The following is a 24,298-nucleotide window of genomic DNA, read 5'->3' as shown; positions in this document are numbered from 1 at the left end:
GCGGAGGAGGAAAAAAGTTCCCATCTTTTTGGGGCGGGATTGACTTTTTTCCTCCGGGGGCATACCATTGGGGCAAAGGAGTGACGTACGATGCTGCTTTCCGTACTGATGGATGACACCACCTCCGGCCCGGCCTTCGCCTGCGAGCACGGGCTGAGCCTGCACATCGCCTGCCGGGACCATTCCATTCTCTTTGACGCCGGTACCAGCGGCCTCTTCCTGGAAAACGCCGCCGCCCTGGGCCTGGACCTGGCCGCGGTGGACCTGGCCGTCCTGTCCCACGGCCATGTGGACCACGGCGGCGGGCTGCCCGCCTTTCTGGCCGTCAACAAAACGGCCCCGGTCTATGTGCAGGCAGGGGCTCTGACCCCCCACTTCACCCGCAGGGCCAGCGGGGCCCTGGAGGACATCGGCCTTCCGACGTCTCTGGCCGGGGAACCCCGCCTGGTCCCGGTATCGGGGGACCGGAAGCTGGACGACGGGCTCTGGCTCTTCTCTTCCCTGTCCGGCTGCCGCCTGTGTCCCGACACCTCCGGCTATCTCTCCGGCGAAGGAGGCCAGCCCCAGACCGACCCCTTCCTCCACGAGCAGAACCTCCTCCTGGCGGAGGGGGACCGCCGGGTCCTGCTCACCGGCTGCTCCCACCGGGGCATCCTCAACATCCTGGACCGGGCCATGGAGCTCTCTGGCCGGCCCATGGACGCGGTGGTGGGCGGCTTCCACCTGTCCAACCCCAGGGACGGCGGAAATGCCTCCGGCGATACGCTGGACGCCATCGGCGACGCCCTGGCCGCCTGGCCCACCCAGTACTACACCTGCCACTGCACCGGCTCCGCCTCTTTCCAGCGTTTGCAGCAGAAGCTGCCCGGCCGCATCCACTGGATCGGCGCCGGGAGCCAGTTCACCCTATGACAAAAAGCGCCTCTGCCCACTGGCAGAGGCGCTTTTTGTCTGGTCATCCTCCCGACACATGGCTCCGGATGCGCTGGATAATCATGTCCAGAGCCACCAGATTGTGCCCGCCCTCCAGCACCACGATATCGGCATACCGCTTGGAGGGCTCCACGAACTGCTCGTGCATGGGCTTGACCGTGGTGAGGTATTGCTTCACCACCGAGTCCAGGCTGCGGCCCCGCTTCTTCACATCCCGCATGATCCGCCGGAGGATGCGCACGTCGGCGTCGGTGTCCACGAAGATCTTGATGTCCATGAGGTCCCGGAGGGTCTGATTTTCAAAGATAAGGATGCCCTCCACGAGAATGACCTTGGTGGGCCGGACCTCCACCGTCTCCCCGGAGCGGTCATGGATGGTGTAGTCATAAACGGGGCAGCGCACCGTCTCCCCCCGGCGGAGGGCCTGGATGTCCCGGATGAGCAGATCGGTCTCGAAGGCGTCCGGGTGGTCGTAGTTGAGCTTGGTCCGCTCCTCGTAAGGCATGGCGCTGTGGGAGCGGTAATAGTTGTCGTGGTAGAGGACGCTCACATCCTCCCGGAACTCCTCCTTGAGCTTTTCCGTCAGGGTGGTCTTGCCGGAGCCGGTGCCGCCGGCGATGCCGATAATCATGATGTCCATGGGGCTTGTTCCACCGTCCTTCCTTTTCTCCCCTCTCCAGGAGGGTCGTCCTTTCAATACCCATTATAGACGGCCTCGCCCCAAATGACAATGCAAAATCCCCCATCCTTCGCCAACACTTGCGTTTTCCGTCGGTCCCTTTCTCCCCTTGACAATAGGTAGATATCCGATATAATAATAGATAGAATATCTATCTATTAGGAGGTCTTGCCATGGCGCGGGAAAGGAATCTCCCCGGAGGGACCGGGATGCTGTTGCTCTCCCTTCTCTCCCAGGAAGAGATGTACGGCTACCAGATGATCTCCGCTCTGCGGGAGCGATCCAATCACGTCTTCGACTTAAAGGCGGGGACCCTCTACCCCCTCCTCCACGGTCTGGAGGCCCAGGGCTATGTCACCGCCCGGGACGGGGAGGCGGGGGGCCGGGTGCGGCGGTACTACGCCATCACCTCGGCGGGCCGTGCCGCCCTGGCCGAGCAGGCGGAGCAGTGGCGAACCTATGCCGACGGGGTCCGGGGCGTGCTGGAAGGGGGCGTATTCTGTGGCGCGTGAGATCCTGGGGGATTACCTCGCCGCCGTAGGGGACCAGATCCGCTGGCGGCGGGCCCGCGGTCCTCTGCTGCGGGAGCTCTCCGACCACATCGCCGACCAGGCAGCCGACTACCAGGCCCAGGGCCTGGAGGAGCGTGACGCCCTGGACCGTGCGGTGGCCGAGATGGGGGACCCGGAAACCGTAGGCAAGGACCTGGACCGGCTCCACCGTCCCAAAAACTGTTGGTGGCTGGCCCTGGCCGCCCTCCTTCTGGCTTTGGCCGGTCTTCTCCTTCAGTTCATGACCTATCAGGCCAGCGGGCAGGGGATGATGGACCTCTATGCCCGTCAGGCCGTGTGGGTACCCATCGCCCTTGCCCTTTTGTGCGGGATGTGGTTCTCCGACTGTACCCTCCTCCTCCGGCGCTGGTGGGCAGTCGTGCTGACCATAGCCGCCGTTGTATGGGCCGTTCTGGGCACCAATGGGACCTGGCGTCCCACGGCCCTGTATGTGGCCCTCCTCCTGCCCGTCCTCTATGCCGCCCTGCTGTGCCGGCTCCGGGGCAAGGGGACCGCCACCGTCCTCCTCTGCGCCCTGGCCGCCTGGGTCCTTCCCCTTCCCGCCCTGCTGGTCCCCTCCTCCGCCGCCTATCTGCTCTCCGGCGCCGTCATGACCCTGGTGCTCCTGGCGGCGGCGGGGCTGGGCTGGTTTGCCGGAAAGCGGTGGAAGCATCTGCTTTTGAGCCTGACCCCCACCCTTCTCTATTTTGGTATTCTACTCCTCCTGGTCAGACAGCACAGCAGCCTGCTCCGGCGGCTGACCGTCTTCCTCCACCCGGAGCTGGAGCCCAACGGCGCCGGATACCTCTTTCTCCACCTGCGCCAGGGCCCAGACCCAGACCTTTTCGGCAACGTCCTGGGCAGTACCGACCTGATGCTGGCCTTTCTGGCCCGGCAGGCGGGCCGGTGGGTCTTCCTTCTTACCGCCGTCCTCCTGGCCCTGGCCGCCCTTTTGCTGCTGCGGCGGGTGGCGCGGCTCCGGAGCCGGACGGGAAAGCTCCTGGCCCTTTCCGCCCTCCTCCCTCTGCTCCTTCAAGGCGTATTTTATCTGCTCTTCAACCTGGGTTATTTCCCCTGGGTCCCCCTCTCCCTCCCCTTTCTCTCCTTCGGCGTGGCCTATCTGCTGCTGAACAGCCTTTTGATGGGGGTCCTCCTCTCCGTTTTCCGCATGGACGTCCTCCTGCGGGACGGCCTCTGCGACAGGTCCCACGCTTCCCTGCACCACCGGCTGGAGCTTCCCCTGGGGCCCGTCACCCTCTCCATCCGCTTCCATCGGCCCACCTGAGGGCGACGGGAAAACTTTATCTTTTCTTCACTCCTTCTCAAGAGACCCTTACCTCCTTCGTGATAGCATAACAGCATCACGAAGGAGGTCTTCTTTCTTATGGAACCCATATTGACTGTATCCCACCTGCAAAAGGTCTACGGCGGCAAAGGCAGCCGCACCCAGGCCCTCAGCGACCTGAGCTTTACGGTGGAGGAGGGGGAGTTCACCGGCATCATGGGGGCCTCCGGCTCCGGCAAGACCACCCTTTTGAACTGCATCTCCACCATCGACCGGCCCACCGGCGGCTCCATCACCGTGGAGGGCACCGACCTCACCGCTCTGAGGGGAAAGGCCCTCTCCCGGTTCCGGCGGGAGCGGCTGGGCTTCATCTTCCAGGACTGCAACCTGCTGGACACCCTCACCGGCTTTGAGAACATGGCCCTGTCCCTCACCATCCTGGGCGTTTCCCCCAGGGTCATCGAGGGCCGGGTTCGGGAGACCGCCGGGCTGCTGGGCCTGGAAGGCGTGCTGGACAAGTACCCCTACCAGATGTCCGGCGGCGAGCAGCAGCGGGTGGCCGCCGCCCGGGCCATCCTCACCCGGCCCGCCCTGGTGCTGGCCGACGAGCCCACCGGCGCACTGGACTCCAAGGCGGCAGGGCAGCTGCTGCGGCAGCTCTCCGCCCTCAACCGGGAGGAGGGGACCACCATTCTCATGGTCACCCACGACGCCTTTACCGCCTCCTGGTGCCGGCGCATCCTCTTCATCAAGGACGGCGTCCTCTACCGGGAGCTGCGCCGGGGAGAGCTGGACCGCAAAGCCTTTTTCGCCCAGATCCTGGGCGTGGTGAGCATGCTCGGAGGTGACAGCGCCGATGTTCTGTAAGCTGGCCCTGCGCAACGTCACCCGGAGCCTGAAGGACTATGCCGTCTACTTCCTCACCCTCACCTTCGGCGTGTGCATCTTCTACATTTTCAACTCTCTGGAGAGCCAGTGGTGCATGCAGATGCTCGCCCAGTCGGCCCACTACATCGTGGACACCATCCTCATTCTCATGGACGTGTTCTCCGTCTTTGTGTCGGTGGTGCTGGCCTGTCTGGTCCTCTACGCCAACACCTTCCTTATGAAGCGGCGGAAACGGGAGCTGGCCACCTATTTCCTCCTGGGTCTGCCCACGGTCAAGGTCTCATTGCTGCTGGTGCTGGAGACCCTGGTCATCGGCCTTCTGTCCCTGGGGGCCGGCCTGCTGCTGGGCGTCCTCCTCTCCCACGGCCTGGGCCTTCTCACCATGTCCATGTTTGCCTTCTACCCCGCCGGGGAATCCTTCGGGCTCATCCTGTCAGGGAAGACCATCGTCAAGACCGTCCTCTACTTCGGCGTCATCTTCCTGGTGGTCGTGCTCTTCACCGGTCTCTCCGTCTCCCGGGCCAGGCTCATTGACCTCATCCAGGGCGGGCGGAAAAACGAGGAACTGCGGGAGCCTCCCCTGTGGCAGAGCGTGCTCACCTTTCTCCTGGGGGTAGCCCTGCTGCTCATCGCCTATACCATGCTGCTCGTCCGGGGGCTGCTCTACATCGACCCCCTCTTTTTCCTCATGCTGGCCCTCGGCACCCTGGGCACCCTGCTCTTTTTCCGCTCCCTCTCCGGCTTCCTGCTGCGGCTGGTGAAGGTCCGGAAGGGGCTCTACTACAAGGGGCTCAACATGTTCGTGCTCCGGCAGTTCAACAGCCGTATCCACACCACCTATGTCTCCATGACGGTGATCTGTCTCCTGCTCCTCCTGGCCATCGGCGTCACCGCCTGCTGCGTGGGACTCAACCACACCATCGGCGCCACCACCGACGCCTCCGCCCCCTACGATTTCACCATCCAGAATTACAGCGGGGACGTCTCCCCCACCGATATCCCCGCCCTCCTCACGGAAAATGGCTTTGACGCCGAGACCGAGCTGACGGCCACCCGGTCCTGCGACCTCTACTACAACGACGCCGGCATCACCGTCCCCGGTCAGGGCTCGTCGGACGTGGTGATCTCCCTCACCGACTACAACGCCCTTATGGCCCTCCAGGGGCGGGCCGGACTTTCCGAAGAGAGTCTGCCCCAGCTCGGGACCGCCACCCTGGTCACCGGCTTCTCCGGCGTGGGGGCCTATCTTGTGGTGGACGACGCCACGGCGGCCACCCTCTCCGTCCGGCGGCAGATCTTCGTGGGCAACTTCGCCGGGGACCCCCAGACCGCCGAGACCGCCCTCACCGCCGCAGTGCAGTCCCAGGGCTTCGCCCAGACCGGCTCCTACCGTCTGGACACCCGGCTCCAGATCTACCTGGAAAATATGGGCACCAAGATCCTGGTCCTCTTCATGGGGCTCTACCTGGGGCTGGTCTTCCTGGTCACCGCCGCGGCGGTGCTGGCCCTCCAGCAGCTCTCCCAGGCAGCCGATGACCAGAAACGCTATGCCGTTCTGGCCCGGCTGGGCGCGCCGGAGGGGATGCGGGACCGGGCCGTCTTCACCCAGGTCTTCCTCTCCTTCTTCCTTCCCCTGGCCCTGGCGGCGGTCCACTCCGTGGTGGGCATGACGGCGGCCAACGCCGTTATCTCCGTGGTGGGCCAGGTGGACTCGGTCCAGAGCTCCCTGGTCACCGCCGCCCTTCTCTTTGTCATCTACGGGGCCTACTTCCTGGCCACCTACTTCGGCGCCCGGACCGTGGTCCGTGGAAACGGACTGCGGACCCGTTGAACCCATGGAAAAGAGGCGGAGCCGTGTGGCTCCGCCTCTTTGGCGTGAAAAAACTTTATTCCAACCCCTCCAGCTCCTCCAGCCAGAGGGCGGCCACCGCGTCGGACGGCATCTTCCAGTCCCCCCGGGGGCTGAGGGCCACAGAGCCCACCTTGGGCCCATCGGTCAGGCAGGAACGCTTGAACTGCTGGGAGAAGAAGCGGCGGTAGAAGGTCCGCTCCCATTTGAGGATGGTGGCCCGGTCATAGCTGCGGCCAAAGGCGTGCTCGGCCAGCCGGAGGATCTTCCTGGGCGGGAAGGCCCAGCGGACGGCGTAATAGAGGAAGAAGTCGTGGAGCTCATAGGGGCCCACCAGGGCCTCGGTCTTCTGGGCGATCTTCCCCTCAATGGCGGGGAGGAGCTCCGGGGAGACGGGGGTATCCAGGATGTCGGAGAGAACGTCGGAGAGCTGCCGGTCCTCCTCCGCCTTGTCCCCGGCCACATAGCCCACCAGATGGCGCACCAGGGTCTTGGGGATGCCGGCGTTGACGGCGTAGTTGCTCATGTGGTCGCCGTTGTAGGTACACCAGCCCAGGGCCAGCTCGGAGAGGTCGCCGGTGCCGATGACCAGGCCGCCCGTCTGGTTGGCGATGTCCATGAGGACCTGGGTCCGCTCCCGGGCCTGACCATTTTCAAAGGTCACGTCGTGGTCGGCCATGGACTGGCCGATGTCCCGGAAGTGCTGCTTCACCGCCTCGCCGATGTCGATGGTCTTGAGGGTGCAGCCCAGCCGCTCAGAGAGCAGCACCGCATTGGACTTGGTCCGGTCGGTGGTGCCGAAGCAGGGCATGGTGACGGCGATGATGTCGGTGGCGGGGCGGCCCAGCATCTGCATCGCCACTGCCGTGATGAGGACGGCCAGGGTGGAGTCCAGGCCGCCGGAGAGGCCCACCACCGCCGTCTTGGCCTGGGTGTGCTCCAGCCGCTTCTTGAGACCCAGAGCCGCCACATACAAAATCTCGTTGCACCGCTCGGCCCGGTCTGCCTTGTCGGCGGGGACGAAGGGGGTGGGGGAGACGGGCCGGGTCAGGTGGGTATCACCGAGGTCCAGGTCGAAGGAAATGCGGTAGCACTCCTGATTGGGGTCGCCCCGGTAGGTGTTCATCCGCTGCCGCTCATAGGTCAGCCGGTTTATGTCGATCTCACTGACGGTCAGGCCGGCGGCGAAGCGCCGCTCAGCCAGGAGGACGCCGTTTTCGGCGATCATGTTGTGGCCGGCGAAGACCAGGTCGGTGGAGGATTCGCCCTCTCCGGCGTCGGCGTAGACGTAGCCGCACAGCAACCGCCCTGACTGACCGCACACCAGAGAACGGCGGTAGGCGGCCTTGCCCACCGTCTCATTGGAGGCGGAGAGGTTGAGGATGAGTGTGGCGCCCGCCCGGGCCGCCCGGATGGAGGGGGGCTCCGGCGCCCACAGGTCCTCGCAGATCTCCACCCCGAGCACCAGGTTGGGCATATCGTTGCAGGCATACAGCTCCGTATCCGACAGGGATACCTCCTGACCGCACAGGGAAACCATGGTGTCCACCCCGGCGCCCGAGGCAAACCATCGCTGTTCGTAAAATTCCCCATAGTTGGGCAGATGGGTCTTGGGGGTCAGCCCCAAGATTTCTCCGTTTTGTATCACTGCCGCGCAATTATACAATTTGTTGTTCCATTTGTTCCATACCGGCAGGCCAATGGCGGTGACCATGTCCAGGTTCTTGGTGGCCTCCAGAATGGTCTGAAGGCCCTCCTCCGCTCCACGGAGCAGGGTGGGCTGGAGAAAGAGGTCCCCACAGGTGTAGCCGGTCAGGCACAGCTCCGGCAGGCAGAGGACCCGCACCCCCTGCCGGTGGGCCTCCCGCATAAGGGTGAAGATCTGTTCGGCGTTATAGCGGCAGTCGGCCACCCGGATGGACGGGGTGCCGGCGGCGACTTTGACAAAACCATCGCGCATATCCATGACCTCCTATTCGCGTTGGTACCATTTTACCCCAAGGAGGTCCCATTTGCAAGAACGCGCCCCGGCAGGGCGACGGGAAAAAATTTCCCAAACCCCGCCAGACAGACTTGACAAATGCGGGCTTGCACAGTATAATTTAGAATTGTTCAAAAGGGAGTAGTCGCAAGTTCCTCCTTCAACATCACGGTCTTTGACCTGGGGGAGGACGCCGGTGACGGTGACAAGACTTTTGAGTATGTGCTTTGCCATGGGCGGAGGATATACTCAAAAGTCTTTTTTTATTGTTCCGGCGGAGGGATCTGCGGCTGCCCCCGGGGAAAGATTATCTTAAAAAAAGGAGTGTGCAGCATGGAAAAAGCCTTTTTCAACCGCACCCCGGAGGAGACCCTGACAGCGGTGGAGTCCGCTCAGACGGGCCTTACTTCGGCCCAGGCGGCGGAGCGGCTGGAGCGGTTCGGCAAGAACGCCCTGGCCGAGGGTAAAAAGAAGTCCGGCCTCCAGGTCTTCCTGGAGCAATTCAAGGATCTGTTGGTGGTCATTCTGCTGGCGGCCGCCGTCATCTCCGCCGTCTCCGGCAATCTGGAGAGCACCATCGTCATCTTCGCCGTTCTCATCCTCAACGCCATCCTGGGTACCGTCCAGCACTTCAAGGCGGAGAAATCCCTGGAGAGCCTGAAGGCCATGTCGTCCCCCACGGCCAAGGTCCTGCGGGACGGCAAGCGCACCGTCATCCCCTCCGCCCAGATCGTCCCCGGCGACATCGTGGAGCTGGAGGCCGGCGACATGGTGGTGGCCGATGGCCGCATCCTGGAAAACTTCTCCCTCAAGGTCAATGAGAGCTCCCTCACCGGCGAGAGCGAGGGCGTGGAGAAGACCGCCGACGTCATCCCCGGCGACGAGGTGGCCCTGGGTGACCGGAAGAACATGGTCTTCTCCGGCTCCCTGGTGACCTATGGCCGGGCTCAGGTGGTGGTCACCGGCACCGGCATGGACACCGAGCTGGGCAAGGTGGCCGCCCTCATGAATCAGACCCAGCAGCGCAAGACCCCCCTCCAGCAGTCCCTGGACGATTTCAGCAAGAAGCTGGCCATCGTCATCATGGCCATCTGCGCCCTGGTCTTCGGCCTGTCCCTCTACCGGGAGATGCCCATTCTGGACTCCCTGATGTTCGCCGTGGCCCTGGCCGTGGCCGCCATCCCCGAGGCCCTCTCCTCCATCGTTACCATCGTGCTGGCCCTGGGCACCCAGAAGATGGCCAAGGAAAACGCCATCATCAAGGACCTGAAGGCGGTGGAGAGCCTGGGCGCCGTGTCTGTTATCTGCTCGGACAAGACGGGCACCCTGACCCAGAACAAAATGACCCCCCAGAAGCTCTATGCCGACGGCTCCCTGCTGGAGGGCAATGACCTGGACCTGGTCAACGACGTCCAGCGCCTCCTCCTCAAGGCGGCCCTTCTGGCCAGCGACGCCACCACCGATCCGGCCACCGGCACCAGCATCGGCGACCCCACCGAGGTGGCCCTGGTCATGCTGGGCGACCGGCTGGAGATCGACGAGATCTCTTACCGCCAGCAGCACCCCCGCCTGGGAGAGCTGGCCTTTGACTCTGACCGGAAGCTCATGAGCACCCTCCACGACATCGACGGCGTCCCCACCCTCTATACCAAGGGGGCCATCGACGTCCTCCTCGCCCGGTCCGCCTACGTCCTCACCCGGGAGGGCAGAGTGCCCATGACCGCCGAGTGGAAGGAGCGCATCTCCCGGGTGAACATGGAGCTTTCCATGGAGGGCCTGCGAGTGCTGGCCTTCGCCTACCGGGAGCTGCCGGAGAACCACACCCTCACCCTGGACGACGAGCAGGACTTCACCTTCATCGGTCTCATCTCCATGATCGACCCGCCCCGGACCGAGGCCATCCAGGCCGTGGCCGACGCCAAGCGGGGCGGCATCCGCACCATCATGATTACCGGCGACCACAAGGTCACCGCCTCCGCCATCGCCAAGCAGCTGGGCATCTTCCGGGAGGGAGACGAGGCCGTCTCCGGCGTGGAGCTGGACGCCATGACCGACGCCGACCTGGACCAGCGGCTGGAAAAGATCTCCGTCTACGCCCGGGTGTCCCCCGAGCATAAGATCCGCATCGTCTCCGCCTGGCAGCGCAAGGGCAAGATCGTCTCCATGACCGGCGACGGCGTCAACGACGCCCCCGCCCTCAAGGCCGCCGACATCGGCGTGGCCATGGGCATCACCGGTACGGAGGTCAGCAAGGACGCCGCCTCCATGATCCTGGCCGACGACAACTTCGCCACCATCGTCAAGGCGGTGGTCAACGGACGGGGCGTCTACACCAACATCAAAAACTCCATCAACTTCCTCCTCTCCGGCAACATGGCCGGCATCCTCTGCGTCCTCCTCACCTCCATCCTTGGGCTGTCCGTCCCCTTCGCCCCGGTCCACCTTCTGTTCATCAACCTCCTCACCGACTCCCTTCCCGCCATCGCCATCGGCGTGGAGCCGGCCACCGGCGGCCTGCTGGACCAGAAGCCCCGGGACCCCAAGGAGCCCATCCTCACCCGCGGTCTCATGGGCAAGATCCTGGCCTACGGCGCCATCATCGCCGCCGCGGTCATGACGGCCTACTTCATCGGCCTGCGGGACGGCGGCGCGGGCCTGGCCATGACCATGGCCTTCTCCACCCTCACCCTGGCCCGGCTTTTCCACGGCTTCAACTGCCGGGGTCTCTCCTCCATCTTCCGCCTCGGCTTTGCCACCAACAAGGCCAGCATCGGCGCCTTCTTCGCCGGCGTGGTGCTGCTGGCCGCCGTCCTCTTTGTCCCCGGCCTGCGCACCCTCTTTGAGGTGAGCCCCTTCACCATGACTCAGCTGGGTCTGGTGGTCCTGCTGGCCTTCCTGCCCACCGTGGTCATCCAGATCTACAAGCTCATCAACGACGCCGTCCAGGACAAGCGGCGGAAATGATCCTGATACGAAAGAAGCGGAACAGACTTGCGTCTGTTCCGCTTTTTTTACGCCTTGTCCTCCGATGGAAGAAAGCACTTCCGCAATGCGAAGAGGCCGAACATGAGCCGGAGGGAGACCACCAGCCCCGCCAGGGCCAGGGCCACGAGCAGGACGCTGACCGCCTCCTCCGCCAGGGCGTTTCCCGGGAAGAAAAGCTGTATCCCGCTGGGCAGCCAGCCCCCCAGGAGGGAGGAGGCGGTGAGCAGGACGGTCTGGACCGTCCGCAGCCGCAGCAGCCGCCGGTCCAGCTCCATTCCCTCGCTCTGATACCGCGCCGCCAGATGGGCAAAGTCGGTGAAGAGCTGGAAGTGGAAGTAGATGGCCGCCGCCGAGATCAGGAGGTCCACCACCGGGAGCCGTCCGTCCAGGGCTTCACCGAAGATGGTGAAGAGCCAGTCCGCTCCCACCCACACGCCCAGCAGCAGGCACAGGGGCCGCAGGAGGGCCAGGTCCCGCTCCTCCCCCTCCAGAAAGGAGATGGCCTGCCACAGCAGGAGGTAGCACACGAAGTTGGGGAGGACGCTGATCCCGTTGAAGCTGAGGTCAAAGTAGAGGAAGAAGTAGGCCCAGGCGGCGCAGGACACCCCCCGGTAGAGCCGTTGCCGGTCAGAGATCATGCGCGTTTTCCTCCTTCCATGGGCCGGAGCTCCACCATCTGCTCCTCCCGGCCATCCACATAAGTGAGGACCATGCGGTAGTGGTCGGGCCACACCGGCGGGTCGTTGGGGTCGTCTCCAAAGCCGGAGCCACCGCTGGCGAGCAGGCCGCCGTAGTCCCGGACATTGCCCCAGAAGGTGCCGTCACTGCTGCTGCCCTGACCGGAACCGAATTCCAGGGCGGGACCGCTGCCGTCGGCGTAGACGGGAGCGGCGGCGTAGCGGTTCACCAGGTCTGCGGCTCCGGGATGGGTCTCAGAACCGGTGAAATCGAAAGACTCTCCGGCGGCGTCAAACCGGGCGTTGACCTTGGGCTTCTCTCCAAAGGTATAGGACACGCTGTGGACGGTCTGATAGGTGAGCTCCAGGCGGAGACCGTCCACATCGGCGGCGTAGATGGCAGCACTGGGGAGGGCATCGTCACCCCAGACCAGGCCGTCCCCCTCGGTCTCCGTGAGATGGAACTCCCCCTGGGGAAGGACCACCCAGCGGTCCCCCTGCCGCTCCGCCCAGAGGGACTGCCAGGCGGCGTAGGCCCTGTCCTCCTCACTCCAATAGACCGGCGGGGCGTCGGGGCCGTCCACATAGGCCATCTGGAGGGGCCAGACCATCACAGCGGCATAACCGCCGTCCGCCTGGGTCAGGTTGTAGAGAAAATAGCCAACGGTATGGTCGGCCCGGCCCGGCAGGCCGCTCTCCCAGTGCTCGTGGACCCAGGGGTCGGGACCGTGGGCGAAGCCCTCCATCTGGGCGGCCAGGGCGGGGTGCTCCGAGAGGGGGGCGCACAGGGCCCGGTAGATGCCGTTATCATGGATGACCGCCTTGCCGTAGGCGTCGAAGGCCCCGGCGGCGGTGGTGCAGGGGGTGAGCCGGGCCGAAGCCATGGCGGTGTGGAACTCCAGCTCGCCGGAGTGGCCCAGGCCGTTGGCCTTGGCCAGGGTCTGGCCCCAGCCCAGGGTCAGGGGAAAAAGGAGGACCAGGGCCACGGACACCGAGGCTAGGGCCATCCCCGCCGGGTACCGCTTGAATCGGGCGATGGCCTCAATGCGCGCCCGGACGTTGCGTCCGCCGTTGGCCATGGAGGAGGTACCCACCGCCCGGGCGTATTTGTCCGAGGCCATAGAGAGGAGGATGCGGCCATAGTCCCGGCGGTCCTCCCCCTCCAGCCGCTCCAGCACCCGCTGGTCGCAAAGGGCCTCGGCGTCGTTGCCCGCCCGGTCGGCGCAGTACCACAGAAGGGGATTGCACCAGTGGAGACACCGGAACAGACAGATGAGAAGGCCCCAGGCGGCGTCATGGTATTTGAGGTGCAAAAGCTCGTGGAGGAGCACCTTGTCGTCCACCGGCTGCCCGGCGGGAAGGGCCAGCACCGGGCGGAACACCCCGCAGACGAAGGCGGTGGGCAGTCCCTCCACCTCCACCACCCGGCAAACCGGAAGCTCATACTGTGCCGCCACCCGGCGGAGCTGGGCGTCGTCGGCGGGGCTCCCCCGGCGGAGGGCCAGCCGCAGCCGGAGATAGGCGAGGGCATACCACGCCAGCAGCACCACCACCCCGGCCACATAGAGGAAGTAGAGGACGTCCAGGGGCGTCTGGGGTCCGCTCAGCGGGGCGGGCAGAGGGATGGGGGCCGTCACCCGGATAAGGTCGTAGTCCCTGGTGAGGGCGGTTTTCAGGGTCTCCAGCCACAATGGCCAGTTGAAGAGGACATATCGCCCGCCCCGGCCCGCGGGATACAGCAGCACCAGGGCCAGCAGGCCCCAGATGCCGAACTGCCACCGGGGGGAGAGCTTGTCCCGAAAGAGGGACTTGAGGACCAGGAGGAAGGCCGCCGCTCCGGCGGCGGTGAGGGTCTGGAGCAGGAAGGACCAGAGATCGGTCATACTGTCACCTCACTTTGGAGAGATAGAGAACTGTGATTGTGGGGCGCGGCGACCGCCGCACCTGGGACTGCGCATCTTTTCCTGTCATTCTGAGGCCGCAGGCCGAAGAATCCGCATTTCCCGTCTATGACGCTGATGGCCGGGGGACAGAGGGAACGGATCCTTCGCTTACGCTCAGGATGACGGGGGAACCGCTCAGGATGACAGGAGATCGCTCAGGATGATGGGAGGGCGCCCAGGATGGTCATGCAGGAGACGTACAGGGCTGGTGCGCCCTCACACCTCCATATCGTCCAGTAGGGCCTTGAGCCGGTCCCGCTCGTCGGCGGAGAGGGGGGATTCCTTCAAAAAGGCGGCCACCAGGTCCCCGGCGGAGCCCCGGTACACCCGGTCAAGAAAGCTCTGCCGCTCCTGGGCCCGGCAGGTCTCCCGGTCCAGGGCGGCCCGGTAGACGTGGGGATAGCAGCCCTTGTCGATGGACACCAGCCCCTTTTTCTCCATCCGGGTGAGGTAGGTGAGCACCGTGTTCCGGCTCCACCCGGTGGCGGGGCGGAGGGCGTCCACCACCTCCCCCAGGCTGGCCCCCTCCCTGTCCCACAGGGCGGTGAGGACCTGCCATTCGCTGTCGCTGAGTCTGGACATCAAAACACCTCCTACAAGTGTAGCATCTCTATCAAGATACTACACCCGTAGGAGGTGCTTGTCAAGAGGTCAGATCAGCGTTGTGCACGGGTCGTCCGCAGGAGGAAGCGAGCCCGGTCCAGGTCACCCTTTTTGACCAAAATCTGGTACTGGGTCTGGTGCTCCGGCTGATGGCCCACGGAGCCCAGAGCACTCCGGGAGCGAGGGGCATCCCCGTCGAAGAGGGCTCGGGTCCGATAGGGGATTCCACCGCCGTCCATGGTCCGGAGTATTCGGTCATAATCCGAAAGGTCAAAGGCAGTGGTGAGTTCCGTCCATCCAAACAGTGTGTAGAGCAGAGAGAACATAGACATCCTCCTTCCAGAATGCTCGGGGCAAATGCGATCTGCTAACCAGCTGTGACGGCGGCCACCTGGTCGTTGAGGGCGTCCAGATCGGGGAGGTCCACCGGGTCGCTGGTGAGGCCGAAGTCCCCCTTGAGGGACAGGATGCGCCGGACGCTCTGGTCCAGCCGGTCCTCCGTGATGCGGCCGGTGTCCACGGCGTCCAAGAGGGCGGCATAGACCTCCTCCACGGTGCCCGCCTCATGGCAGACCAGCAGCACGTCACAGCCCGCCTCCACCGCCAGCACGGCGGCCTCCCCCAGGCCGTACTGCTGGGTGATGGCCCCCATGGTGAGGTCGTCGGTCACCACCACCCCGTCAAAGCCCAGCTCCTCCCGGAGCAGGCCGGTGACCACCTCGGCGGAGAGGGTGGCGGGCCGTTCCGGGTCGAGCTTCGTGAGGAGGATATGGCCCACCATGATGGCGGGGGCGCCGGCGTCGATGGCGGTCTGAAAGGGAATGAGTTCCTTAGCCGACAGCTCCTCCCGGGTCTTGTCCACCACGGGAAGACCCACATGGGAGTCCACCACCGTGTCCCCGTGGCCGGGAAAGTGCTTGACCACTGGAATGGTACCGGTCCCCTCCATGGCGTTCAGACCGTCCAGTCCCCGCCGTTCCACAGTTTCAGCGTCGGAGCCGAAGGCCCGTTTTCCGATCACAGTGTTGTCCGGGTTGGACCAGATATCCAGGGATGGGGCAAAATCCATGTTGACCCCAAAGGCGGCGCACTCCGCCCCCAGCACCTCGCCGAAGACCGCCGCATCGGCCACATCATAGGCGTTGGGCAGGTTCCGGACCTCCGGGGGCATCCGCTCCACCACGCCCCCCTCCTGGTCGGTGGAGAGGAAGAGGGGGATGTCGCCGGCCAGGGCCTTCAGGCCGTTGGTGAGGTCGGTGAGCTGCCGGGCGCTCTCCACGTTCCGGCCATAGAGGATGAGCCCGCCCACATGGCAGTCCTGGATGTAGCGCCGGGCCTCCTCCCCCGCCTGGGTCTCGTAGAACCCAGCGATGAGGAGCTGGCCCACTTTCTCCTCGGTGGTCATGGCGGCCAGGGCCTCCCCCACCGGGTCGGGGGTGGGCGTGGGAGTGGGCGCGGGCGGTGCGGTGGGCGTGTGGACCGGGGTGGGGGTCGGAGCCGCCGATGGCGGGACGGCGGCCTGGCAGCCGGCGGCAAAAGCAAATACGACCAGCAATAATAAGGCGGATAAATTCCGTTTCGTCATCGCTTTTTCCTCCCCTTGCCCGGCTTGGGCGGGCGGTAACCGGGCTTGGAGCCGGGTTTGCGGCCCTTCCCGCCCCGACCCTTGCGGGTGCGCTCTCCCTCCTTGGCGGGCTTGACCGGCTTCACGGGCCTGGGGGCGGGGACCACGTCGGGCAGGGTGAAGTCGATCTGGCCGGAGCCGGGGTCGGCGGCGGCGCAGAGGACGGTGAGGTCCATGCCGAAGGTGTAGGTGAACTTGGTCCGGGCCCCGGTGAGGGTCATGCGGACCTCGTCGTACTCATAGCGGTCATCGGGCAGGGCGGTGACGGGGAGGAGCCCTTCCACCCCGTTGGCCAGTCCCACGAAGAGGCCGAACTTGGTGACGCCGGTGACGGAGCCCTGGAAGGTCTCCCCGAGATAGGCCGTCATGAGTTCCGCCATATAGCACTTCTCAATGTCCCGCTCGGCGGTCATGGCGTGGACCTCCCGGTCGGAGGATTGCTTGGCGGCCCGGTCTGCGGCGGCGGCCAGCTTGCCCTTTCGCCGTTCCAGGGAGCCGTCCAGCAGGGCGGTGAGGATGCGGTGGACCATAAGGTCGGGGTAGCGGCGGATGGGGGAGGTGAAATGACAGTAGTACTTGGCGGCCAGCCCGAAGTGGCCCAGGTTCTCGGTGTCGTACCGGGCCTTCATGAGGCTGCGCAGGACCATGGTGTGGACGGCGGGGGCCTGGGGGGTGCCCTTCACCCCCTCCAGCACCTTCTGGAGGCTGCCGTTGTCGGCCTGCCGGAGGTCCAGCCCCAGGGGGGCCAGCATGGCCTTCAGGTTGGTCGCCTTGTCCTCGGAGGGCTTTTCGTGGACCCGGTAGACGGCGGGGAGCCCCGCCTTTTTGAGGTGCTCGGCCACGCACTCGTTGGCGGCGAGCATGAAGGACTCGATGAGCTTTTCCGACTCCCCCGTCTCCCGCACCCGGATGTCCACCGGGGCCCCCGTCTCGTCGCAGACGATATAGCACTCCTGGCTCTCCAGGTCCAGGGCCCCCCGGGCCTTCCGGCCCTTCTCCAGGGCCCGGGCCAGGGCGGCCATGTCCCGGAGCATGGGGAGGATATGGGCGTAACGCTCCGCCAGGGCGGGGTCCCGGTCCCTGAGAAGGAGGTTGCAGTCGTCGTAGGTCATCCGCTCGGTGGAGCGGAGGACGGTCTTGACAATCTTATGGCCCAGCACCTTTCCATGGGCGTCCATGGTCATGATACAGGAGAGGGCCAGCCGGTCCACCTGGGGGTTGAGGGAGCAGATGCCGTTGGAGAGGGCCTCGGGCAGCATGGGGATGACCTGGTCGGCAAAGTAGACCGAGGTGGCCCGGTGGAACGCCTCCAGGTCCAGGGGGGAGCCCTCCGTCACATAGTGAGAGACGTCGGCAATGTGGACCCCCAGGACCCAATGGCCCTCCCCGTCTTTTTCCAGGCTGACGGCGTCGTCAAAGTCCTTGGAGGACGCCCCGTCGATGGTGATGATGGTCTTGTCCCGCAGGTCCAGCCGGCCGGCGCAGGCGGCGGGGTCCACCTCCTGGGGGACCAGCTGGGCGGCGGCGGTCACCGGGGCGGGAAATTCCCGGTCAATGCCGTGCTCATAGAGGAGGGCGTCCACGGCGGCCTGACGGGTGCCCTCCCTTCCAAAGATGCGCTTGAAGGTGCCCGTGGGGGGCAGCTTGGCGCTGCCGTAGCTGGTGACGGCCACGGCGATCTTGTCCCCCGCCTTCAGCTTGGCCGCCGAGCGGCCCACCACCTTGACGGCGTTGGGGTAGCGGTCACTGGTGGGCCGGAGCCACACCTCCCGCCCCCGGCGCTCCACCGCCCCCACCAGGGTGCGGTTGGTCCGCTCCACCACGGCGGTGATCTTGGCCACCTGCCGCTGGGGGTCCCGGGGGTCGGCGCTCACCCGGGCGGTGACCCGGTCCCCCGTCCAGGCCCCGCCGTCACAGCGGGGCGGGACGAAGAGGTCGGACTCCCGGCCTGCCGCCCCCTCCGGCGTGAAGAAACCGAAGCCACGGGCGGTGGCCTGATAGGTTCCCTGTACGTTCATCAAACAGATAATCTCCTTTGTCTTTTTCCGATTTCGTTTTGTGTGCCGGCGGCAGGCCGGCGCTTTCCTCCATAGTATACCACGATGAGCCGATGTGCAACAAAAAAGGACGCGCTCCTGTTGGAGTGCGTCCCTTTTGGTCCTTGTTCGTCTCAGTCTCCGGCTCAGGCGGCGGCCCCGCTGGGCAGCAGGCAGAGCACCAGAGTCAGGATCATGAAGGCGATGGCCACCCACTTGGTCCAGCGGGCCAGTTTGGCGTCCCAGCTCTTGGCCTTGTTCTTGGAGAGGAAGGTGTCCGCGCCGCCGGCGATGGCGCCGGAGAGGCCGGAGCTCTTCCCCGACTGCGCCAGCACCACGAAGGTGAGGAACACAGCGGCCAGCACCTGGACGATGGTGAGGACAAATTTGAGCGTACCCATGAAAGCATCGTTCCTTTCAAGCCCCGGAGGGCATGGTCAGCATGAAATGGGCGCAATGCACCCAAACAGTAATCAGTATGATACCATATTTTTTGTGGGAATGCAAGTCCAACTTTTGCATCGGGCAGGCCGGGAAAGTCGCGGCATTTTTATTGTCAAGCGCCGGCGCAGAGGTTATAATGGAGGGGACAAGCACCCCGTGTGCGCAAGTAAGGAGGAGCGATATGGATTACGAGACCCAAAGACGGCTCATGTGCGAGCTGGGCCGCAGGATGTGGGAACGGGGCTGGGTGGCCGCCAACGACGGCAACTTCAGCCGGAGACTGGGCGAGGGCCTTTTTTTGGTGACCCCAGCCGGGGTGAGCAAGGGCTTTCTCACCCCCGACATGCTGCTGGTGGTGGACAGCCAGGGCCGGATGACCAGTCCCTCCTCCTACCGCCCCTCCTCGGAGACTCCCCTTCACCTGGCCTGCTACCGGGCCCGGCCCGATGTGGGCGGCGTCTGCCACGCCCATCCCCCCGCCGCTACCGCCTTCGCCTGCGCCCGCCAGGGCCTGGAGGAGCCCCTGCTGGGGGAGGCTGTCATGGCCCTGGGCCCGGTGCCCTGCGCCCCCTATGGCCGCACCGGCACCGATGAGCTGCCCGCCGCTGCCGCCCCGCTCATGGCTGACCACGACGCCCTTCTCCTGGCCAACCACGGCGCCCTCACCATGGGTCCCGATCTGGAGCGGGCCTACTGGCGCATGGAGACCCTGGAGCACACCGCCCAGATCCATCTCAACGTCCGGCTGCTGGGGGGCGGCGTCCCCCTGACCCAGGAGCAGGCCGACGCACTCAGAGGAGGCTGAACACATGGAACCCATCTTTCAGGTCGAGACCGCCCATGATACCGACGCTTACGCCCATATGATCGCCGCCCACTACATCCTCCATCAGAAAAACCCCATCTGGGTCCTCTATGCCCTGGCGGTGGTCCTGGCCCTGGCCATCTGGTGGATCGCCGCCGCCGGCAATTACGCCAGCATCCGCGCCCTGGGCACCGGCATCTTCTGTCTGGCCGTCTTTCTGCTGGCCGTACCCTATGTGGACCGCTCCGCCGCCAAGCGGGTGTGCCGCCGGATGGAAAAGCAGGTGGTGAAGGCCGCCCGGAAAAACGGCGCCTACGGCAAGCCCATCCGCTACCGCTTCTTTGACGACCATCTGGACGCCGCCGACAGCGCCGGCTCCTCCGACACCCCCTACGACCAGATCGTCGATCTGGTGGAGACCGACGGCTATCTGCTGGTCTTTTTGAAGAGCGGCCAGTGTATCCTGGCCCGGAAGAAGGACTTCACCCTGGGCGACCCCGCCGCGCTCTTCCCCTTCCTGGCCCAGCGCAGCGGCAAGACCCCCCGGACCTTCCAGATGCCCGGCCGGGGGCGGTGAAAAACTCCCCCTTGCGCGGCGGCTCCATTTCTGGTATACTGGTCCCATTCTACGGAAAGAAGGGTCTGGTGAGTCCCTGTGGACCGACCTCCGCCTAGTCAGAACTGGATAATGAATTCTGAGGACAGCCTTAGCCGCAGGGCATAGGGCTGTCCTTTTGTGCGCATTTTCCCATTCTGGTCCCCCTTTCCTACCAAATATCAAAAGAAAGTTGAGTTGATCGTCCTTATGGACCCCCAAAGTATCACAATGATCGTCGCCCTCTTGCTGATGGTGGTATTCTCCGCCTATTTCTCCGCCACCGAGACCGCCTTCACCTCCCTCAACCGCATCCGGCTGAAGAGCCGGGCCGACGCCGGAGACCGGCGGGCCGCCCGGACCCTGGCCCTGGCCGAGGACTATGACCGGCTGCTCTCCACCATCCTCATCGGCAACAACATCGTGAATATCTCGGCCTCCACCCTGGGCACCGTCCTCTTCACACAGTTTGTGGGCACGGCCTACGGCCCGGCGGTGTCTACCATCGTGCTGACCGTGGTCATCCTGATTTTTGGCGAGATCTCCCCCAAGGGGCTGGCCAAGGAGCACCCCGAATCCTTCGCCATGCTCTCCGCCCCCGTCCTGCGGGTGCTGATGCTCCTTTTGCGGCCCGTCAACTTCCTCTTCGCCCAGTGGAAGCGGCTGCTCAGCCGGCTCTTCCGCAGCAGCTCGGACAGCGGCATCACCGAGGAGGAGCTTATCACCATGGTAGACCAGGCCGAGACCGAGGGCGGCCTGGACCAGGACGAGAGCCAGCTCATCCGCTCCGCCATCGAGTTCGGCGACCTGGAGGTGGACGAGATCCTCACCCCACGGGTGGACATTGTGGCCGTGGAGGACACCGACACCATGGACGACATCGCCAAAGCCTTCGCCGAGAGCGGCTACTCCCGGCTGCCGGTCTACCACGAGGACATCGACAACATCGTGGGCGTCATCCACGAGAAGGACTTCCACGCCGCCCGCTACCGCGGCCACGACGACATCTCCGCCATCGTCTCCACCGTGCTCTACACCACCGCCAACACCAAGATCTCCGACCTGCTGCGCATCCTCCAGAAGGCCAAGGCCCACATGGTCATCGTTGTGGACGAGTACGGCGGCACCGAGGGTCTTTGCACCCTGGAGGACATCGTGGAGGAGCTGGTGGGCGAGATCTGGGACGAGCACGACGAGGTCATCGAGGAGTTCCAGAAGCAGCCCGACGGCAGCTACCTCATCTCCTGCAACGCCAACCTCACCGACCTCTACGACCTCTTCTCCATCAAGGGGGAGAGCGACTCCACCACCGTCTCCGGCTGGGTCATGGAGGAGGTGGGCCGGGTGCCCGAGGAGGGCGACCACTTCGTCTATGAGGACCTGGACGTCACCGTCACCAAGGTGGACCACCGCCGGGTGATGGAGATCCGGGTGGTGGTCCTGGACCCGCCCGCCGACGAGGGCCGCCCCGCCAAATAAAACAGCGTAAGCGGCAGGTATGCGCCGCCTTGTCCGCCACAGGGGCCGACCAGCGTGTCGGCCCCTGTGGCTTCAGAATGACGGGGGCAGAGCGCGGGCGACGGGGAAAGGGGCGTATCTCTGCGTCATGTTGAGCGTCAGCGAAACATCCGTCCCCCCGTCCTTTTCCACATGGTCAGGAATACGGATTCTTCGCTTCGCTCAGAATGACGGGTGTAGGGGCCGATGTCCCCATCGGCCCGCGTGGCGTGGTTTGCGCCCTGCCCACCCCCTCAGTCAGCTGCGCTGACAGCTTCCCCGTCAAGGGGGCGCTGTCATATGGCCCGCCGGGTCGTCGGGCCCCACAACAAAAGAAATACCGCACCGAAACGCCGGGCGGCTGATCGCCGCCCCTACAACACCGCCGTAACCTTGGCGTAGGGGCCGATGTCCCCATCGGCCTGCGCGGCGTGGTTTGTGCCCTGCCCACCTCCTCAGTCAGCTGCGCTGACAGCTCCCCCGTCAAGGGGGCGCTGTCATATGGCCCGCCGGGTCGTCGGGCACCACAACAAAAGAAATACCACCCCCGCAGACCTTCCCCCTTCCAGGGGGACGGTGGCATTTGCGACGCAGACGTAAGCGCCCGGCGGTCCCATCATGGGGACCGCCGGGCGCTGTTTTGTCATATTCCAAGCTATGTATCCAAATCGGGGAAGGCAGTATACCCCCAGTCGTCCACCTGCCAGCCGCCGGTTCCGTCGGGGATGAGCCAGAAGACGTAGGTCCCCTCCCCCTGGGGGGCATCCGCCGGAAGGGCAGCGAACAGGACCAGCACGTCGGCCCGCTCAAGGCCGCTCCCCTGCCCCTTGCCATTTTCCAGATAGGTCTGGGCGTGGTAGCCAGCGTAGAGGGGCAGATACTGCGGGGCCTCCGCCGGCGTTGGCCAGACCTCCCTCTCCAGCCAGGCCGACAGCGCGTCCATACCGGCGCTCACCTGGTCCTGGGTGAAGGGGTCCTCCGCCTGGGCCAGGTCGGCGCAGAGGGCCAGCATCCGCTCATAGAGGCCGGGATCGTAGGGGTAGGCGGGCCGGTACCAGGTGGTTTCCTCCCGGTAGGTGACCCCCAGCAGGTCCCCCTCCGCCAGGAAGAGGAGCTGGTCCCCCTGCACGTTCCGGTAGCGCACCGCCGCCCCTTCGATGGTCTCCGGCGGCTGGGCGGTCAGCCACACATAGGTGTAAAGGTAGGGGCTGTGCAGATACTCCCGGTCCGGGAAGGCCATCCGGCCCTCGCTGCTGCCCGGACTGCCGTCCAGGTAGGAGAGGTGTTCCAACGTCCCCGGCTGTCCGGTCACCCGGGAGATGCGGCCCCAGAGCATCCCGGCGGGCTCCCCCTCCAGGAGGGCGAAGGTGAGTCCGTCCAGGGTCTTGGCGCTGTACTCCTCCTGATACCACGCCCTGGCCGCCTGGACCGGGTCCAGCAGCTCCGGACGCTCTCCCCGGTCTGCCTGGGCCTGAAGGTCGGCATAGTATTCCCGGACCGTCACATCGATGTTTCGTGGCAGCACCCGGCTCCAGCCACCGTAGTTGTTGGAGAACTCCCCCTCCACACACCAGATCCCCCTTTGGCCCTGGGTGACGGGCTTGGAGAGGAGGAGGGTCAGGGAAACGGAGTAATCGGTACTGTGGACCTCCACATAGTGATGCTCTCCGCTCCACTGGAAGGGCTGGTCCAGCTCAGCCGCGCTGTTGATGGGAATGAGACCGTTGCGGGCGGTGAAGTCGGCCTGGATGTCGGAGATGCGGGACATGGCGTACACCCAGCTCTGGTACTCGGGGGCGGTGTCGTCGATGACGTCCCCCCTGGCGTAATACTGCACATCGGTGGGCTCCCCCATCACATAGTACCAGTTCTCGTCCTTGGCGAAGACGGTCTGACCCGTTCCGCCATGGACAGCCAGGTACTCCTGCTCGTAGCCCACCTGGTCGTAGCGGAAGAGGGAGAAGAGAAAGCCCATGGGGGCCCCAAATTCCTCCATGCTGGCCTCATAGCTGGGACGATGGTAGACCCGTGGGAACAGGGGCCCGCCTCCCTCCTCGGCGGGCGTGGGGAACTGGACCAGCAGGTCCTCGGACAGGTCGGCGGGGAGGGCCAGGGTGAGCCCGCCCCCCAGGTCGTAGAGGACAGCATCGGTAAAGAGGGCGTCGGGGTCCGGGGTGGCCGCCGGGGCCGTCTCCACCGGCGGGGGCGTCGTCTCCGGGCCGGGCGTCACGGGGGCCGTGCCGCCGACCATGGCGCAGCTCCCCAGCAGCAGGGCAAGACACAGGGTGAGACACAGGGCGGCAGGGCCCCGCTTTCTTCCGTTCACAAGATCCACCAGCCTTTCCTTCAAATGCTCCTTTTCCTCACACAGGGTGGTGACCATCAGCCCCTTTGGGGGCTCCGCCGCCAGGGAGAGGAGGGTATCTCCGTACCGCCGCCGGTCCGCCGGGGGCAGGTCCCCCGCCGCGGCCTCGTCGCAGGCGAGCTCACACCGCCGGGTCACCTCCCGGCGGAACACCGGCATGAGGGGGTTGAACCAGTGGAGACTGGTCACCGCCGCCCACAGCCACTTGCAGAGGAGGTCATGGCGGCGCAGGTGGGTGAGCTCGTGGCGAAGGATGTCCTCCAGCCGCCCCCGGTCCTCCACCCCCTCCGGGAGGACCACCGTGGGCCGCAGCAGCCCCAGGGCCATGGGACCGGGGACCGCCGGGCAGACCGCCAGGACAGTGTTCCCGCCGGGGTCCAGCTCCTTGAGCACGTCCAGCGCCAACTGGTCGGGGACACGACTCTCCCGCCGGACCAGCCGGACGAAGCGGAGGTAGCTCCAGACATACCGGCCCAGGGTCAGGACGAAGCCCAGGGCCCACACCCCAAACCACAGGACAGGGGCGGTAAAGACGGCGCCCCAGTCCATCTTCTGAGG

At 65.4% G+C, this 24,298-nt stretch carries 19 protein-coding genes; 9 read left to right on the top strand and 10 right to left on the bottom strand.

The genetic code is table 11. The features are described 5' to 3' along the window. Positions 1-90: 90 nt before the first annotated feature. A complete protein-coding gene (locus tag Q0Y09_RS00660; RefSeq protein WP_297716443.1) occupies positions 91-912 on the top strand; it encodes an MBL fold metallo-hydrolase in 822 nt (273 codons plus the stop codon). Between the two features lie 43 nt (positions 913-955). On the opposite strand, the gene udk is transcribed toward Q0Y09_RS00660, so the two are convergent. Further along, positions 956-1,573 carry a uridine kinase gene (gene udk / locus Q0Y09_RS00655; protein ID WP_297716442.1) on the bottom strand — a complete coding sequence of 206 codons (618 nt, stop codon included), beginning with the start codon at positions 1,571-1,573 and terminating at the stop codon, positions 956-958. A 212-nt stretch (positions 1,574-1,785) separates the two neighbouring features. Between udk and Q0Y09_RS00650 the strand changes: the two genes are divergently transcribed. From Q0Y09_RS00650 to Q0Y09_RS00635, 4 genes are all read left to right on the top strand, one after another. After that, complete coding sequence (locus Q0Y09_RS00650) at positions 1,786-2,124, top strand: PadR family transcriptional regulator (protein ID WP_297716441.1); 339 nt, start codon at positions 1,786-1,788, stop codon at positions 2,122-2,124. Then, positions 2,114-3,448, top strand: a complete 1,335-nt coding sequence (locus Q0Y09_RS00645) for a permease prefix domain 1-containing protein (protein WP_297716440.1) — start codon at positions 2,114-2,116, stop codon at positions 3,446-3,448. Before Q0Y09_RS00650 ends, Q0Y09_RS00645 begins: the two co-directional genes overlap by 11 nt. Positions 3,449-3,547: 99 nt before the next feature. Next, positions 3,548-4,315: an ABC transporter ATP-binding protein gene (locus Q0Y09_RS00640; protein ID WP_297716439.1), complete on the top strand. Its 768-nt coding sequence runs from the start codon at positions 3,548-3,550 to the stop codon at positions 4,313-4,315. Further along, positions 4,305-6,167 (top strand): FtsX-like permease family protein, encoded by a 1,863-nt coding sequence (locus Q0Y09_RS00635; protein WP_297716438.1) that lies wholly within the window; start codon positions 4,305-4,307, stop codon positions 6,165-6,167. The genes Q0Y09_RS00640 and Q0Y09_RS00635 overlap by 11 nt, the downstream gene beginning before the upstream one ends. A 55-nt stretch (positions 6,168-6,222) precedes the next feature. Here the strand turns inward: Q0Y09_RS00635 and Q0Y09_RS00630 are convergent, their stop codons facing one another. After that, on the bottom strand, positions 6,223-8,145 hold the full coding sequence (locus tag Q0Y09_RS00630) for an NAD(+) synthase (RefSeq protein WP_297716437.1): 1,923 nt from the start codon (positions 8,143-8,145) through the stop codon (positions 6,223-6,225). A gap of 354 nt (positions 8,146-8,499) precedes the next feature. On the opposite strand from Q0Y09_RS00630, the gene Q0Y09_RS00625 reads away from it, so the two are divergent. Beyond that, positions 8,500-11,130 (top strand): cation-translocating P-type ATPase, encoded by a 2,631-nt coding sequence (locus Q0Y09_RS00625; RefSeq protein WP_297716436.1) that lies wholly within the window; start codon positions 8,500-8,502, stop codon positions 11,128-11,130. A 47-nt stretch (positions 11,131-11,177) separates the two neighbouring features. Here the strand turns inward: Q0Y09_RS00625 and Q0Y09_RS00620 are convergent, their stop codons facing one another. From Q0Y09_RS00620 to secG, 7 genes are all read right to left on the bottom strand, one after another. Further along, positions 11,178-11,789: a hypothetical protein gene (locus tag Q0Y09_RS00620; protein WP_297716435.1), complete on the bottom strand. Its 612-nt coding sequence runs from the start codon at positions 11,787-11,789 to the stop codon at positions 11,178-11,180. Next, entirely contained in the window at positions 11,786-13,711 is a 1,926-nt protein-coding gene (locus Q0Y09_RS00615) for a M56 family metallopeptidase (protein WP_297716434.1), read from the bottom strand. The genes Q0Y09_RS00620 and Q0Y09_RS00615 overlap by 4 nt, the downstream gene beginning before the upstream one ends. Positions 13,712-13,987: 276 nt before the next feature. Further along, complete coding sequence (locus Q0Y09_RS00610) at positions 13,988-14,353, bottom strand: BlaI/MecI/CopY family transcriptional regulator (protein WP_297716433.1); 366 nt, start codon at positions 14,351-14,353, stop codon at positions 13,988-13,990. Between the two features lie 74 nt (positions 14,354-14,427). Beyond that, positions 14,428-14,700, bottom strand: coding sequence for a hypothetical protein (locus Q0Y09_RS00605; RefSeq protein WP_297716432.1), 273 nt, complete (start codon positions 14,698-14,700; stop codon positions 14,428-14,430). 41 nt (positions 14,701-14,741) lie between these two features. Next, a complete protein-coding gene (nagZ, locus tag Q0Y09_RS00600; RefSeq protein ID WP_297716431.1) occupies positions 14,742-15,959 on the bottom strand; it encodes a beta-N-acetylhexosaminidase in 1,218 nt (405 codons plus the stop codon). Continuing rightward, the gene (rnr, locus tag Q0Y09_RS00595) at positions 15,956-18,094 is read right to left on the bottom strand and encodes a ribonuclease R (protein ID WP_297716462.1); all 2,139 of its coding nucleotides are present in this window, start codon (positions 18,092-18,094) and stop codon (positions 15,956-15,958) included. Before rnr ends, nagZ begins: the two co-directional genes overlap by 4 nt. An 86-nt stretch (positions 18,095-18,180) precedes the next feature. Further along, the gene (secG, locus tag Q0Y09_RS00590) at positions 18,181-18,435 is read right to left on the bottom strand and encodes a preprotein translocase subunit SecG (protein WP_297716430.1); all 255 of its coding nucleotides are present in this window, start codon (positions 18,433-18,435) and stop codon (positions 18,181-18,183) included. A 224-nt stretch (positions 18,436-18,659) separates the two neighbouring features. On the opposite strand from secG, the gene Q0Y09_RS00585 reads away from it, so the two are divergent. The 3 genes from Q0Y09_RS00585 (at position 18,660) to Q0Y09_RS00575 (ending at position 21,357) form a co-directional block, all read left to right on the top strand. After that, on the top strand, positions 18,660-19,283 hold the full coding sequence (locus tag Q0Y09_RS00585; protein ID WP_297716429.1) for a class II aldolase/adducin family protein: 624 nt from the start codon (positions 18,660-18,662) through the stop codon (positions 19,281-19,283). Between the two features lie 4 nt (positions 19,284-19,287). After that, positions 19,288-19,860 carry a YcxB family protein gene (locus tag Q0Y09_RS00580; protein WP_297716428.1) on the top strand — a complete coding sequence of 191 codons (573 nt, stop codon included), beginning with the start codon at positions 19,288-19,290 and terminating at the stop codon, positions 19,858-19,860. Between the two features lie 228 nt (positions 19,861-20,088). After that, a complete protein-coding gene (locus Q0Y09_RS00575) occupies positions 20,089-21,357 on the top strand; it encodes an HlyC/CorC family transporter (RefSeq protein ID WP_297716427.1) in 1,269 nt (422 codons plus the stop codon). A gap of 673 nt (positions 21,358-22,030) precedes the next feature. Here the strand turns inward: Q0Y09_RS00575 and Q0Y09_RS00570 are convergent. Next, positions 22,031-24,298 (bottom strand): M56 family metallopeptidase (locus tag Q0Y09_RS00570; RefSeq protein ID WP_297716426.1); only part of this gene is annotated, 2,268 nt, incomplete at its 5' end.

Source organism: Intestinimonas sp., from assembly GCF_026169115.1.
GTDB lineage: Bacteria > Bacillota > Clostridia > Oscillospirales > Oscillospiraceae > Intestinimonas.
Note: the sequence above shows the minus strand (reverse complement) of the source record. Positions and strands in the feature narration are given on the sequence as shown.

Coding starts and splice junctions, on each gene's coding strand:
- udk (WP_297716442.1), bottom strand. CDS start 1,573: ATGGACATCATGATTATCGGCATCGCCGGCGGCACCGGCTCCGGCAAG.
- Q0Y09_RS00630 (WP_297716437.1), bottom strand. CDS start 8,145: ATGCGCGATGGTTTTGTCAAAGTCGCCGCCGGCACCCCGTCCATCCGG.
- Q0Y09_RS00585 (WP_297716429.1), top strand. CDS start 18,660: ATGGATTACGAGACCCAAAGACGGCTCATGTGCGAGCTGGGCCGCAGG.
- Q0Y09_RS00615 (WP_297716434.1), bottom strand. CDS start 13,711: ATGACCGATCTCTGGTCCTTCCTGCTCCAGACCCTCACCGCCGCCGGA.
- Q0Y09_RS00625 (WP_297716436.1), top strand. CDS start 8,500: ATGGAAAAAGCCTTTTTCAACCGCACCCCGGAGGAGACCCTGACAGCG.
- Q0Y09_RS00640 (WP_297716439.1), top strand. CDS start 3,548: ATGGAACCCATATTGACTGTATCCCACCTGCAAAAGGTCTACGGCGGC.
- Q0Y09_RS00620 (WP_297716435.1), bottom strand. CDS start 11,789: ATGATCTCTGACCGGCAACGGCTCTACCGGGGGGTGTCCTGCGCCGCC.
- Q0Y09_RS00650 (WP_297716441.1), top strand. CDS start 1,786: ATGGCGCGGGAAAGGAATCTCCCCGGAGGGACCGGGATGCTGTTGCTC.
- Q0Y09_RS00610 (WP_297716433.1), bottom strand. CDS start 14,353: ATGTCCAGACTCAGCGACAGCGAATGGCAGGTCCTCACCGCCCTGTGG.
- Q0Y09_RS00605 (WP_297716432.1), bottom strand. CDS start 14,700: ATGTTCTCTCTGCTCTACACACTGTTTGGATGGACGGAACTCACCACT.
- Q0Y09_RS00575 (WP_297716427.1), top strand. CDS start 20,089: ATGGACCCCCAAAGTATCACAATGATCGTCGCCCTCTTGCTGATGGTG.
- Q0Y09_RS00580 (WP_297716428.1), top strand. CDS start 19,288: ATGGAACCCATCTTTCAGGTCGAGACCGCCCATGATACCGACGCTTAC.
- nagZ (WP_297716431.1), bottom strand. CDS start 15,959: ATGACGAAACGGAATTTATCCGCCTTATTATTGCTGGTCGTATTTGCT.
- Q0Y09_RS00660 (WP_297716443.1), top strand. CDS start 91: ATGCTGCTTTCCGTACTGATGGATGACACCACCTCCGGCCCGGCCTTC.
- Q0Y09_RS00635 (WP_297716438.1), top strand. CDS start 4,305: ATGTTCTGTAAGCTGGCCCTGCGCAACGTCACCCGGAGCCTGAAGGAC.
- secG (WP_297716430.1), bottom strand. CDS start 18,435: ATGGGTACGCTCAAATTTGTCCTCACCATCGTCCAGGTGCTGGCCGCT.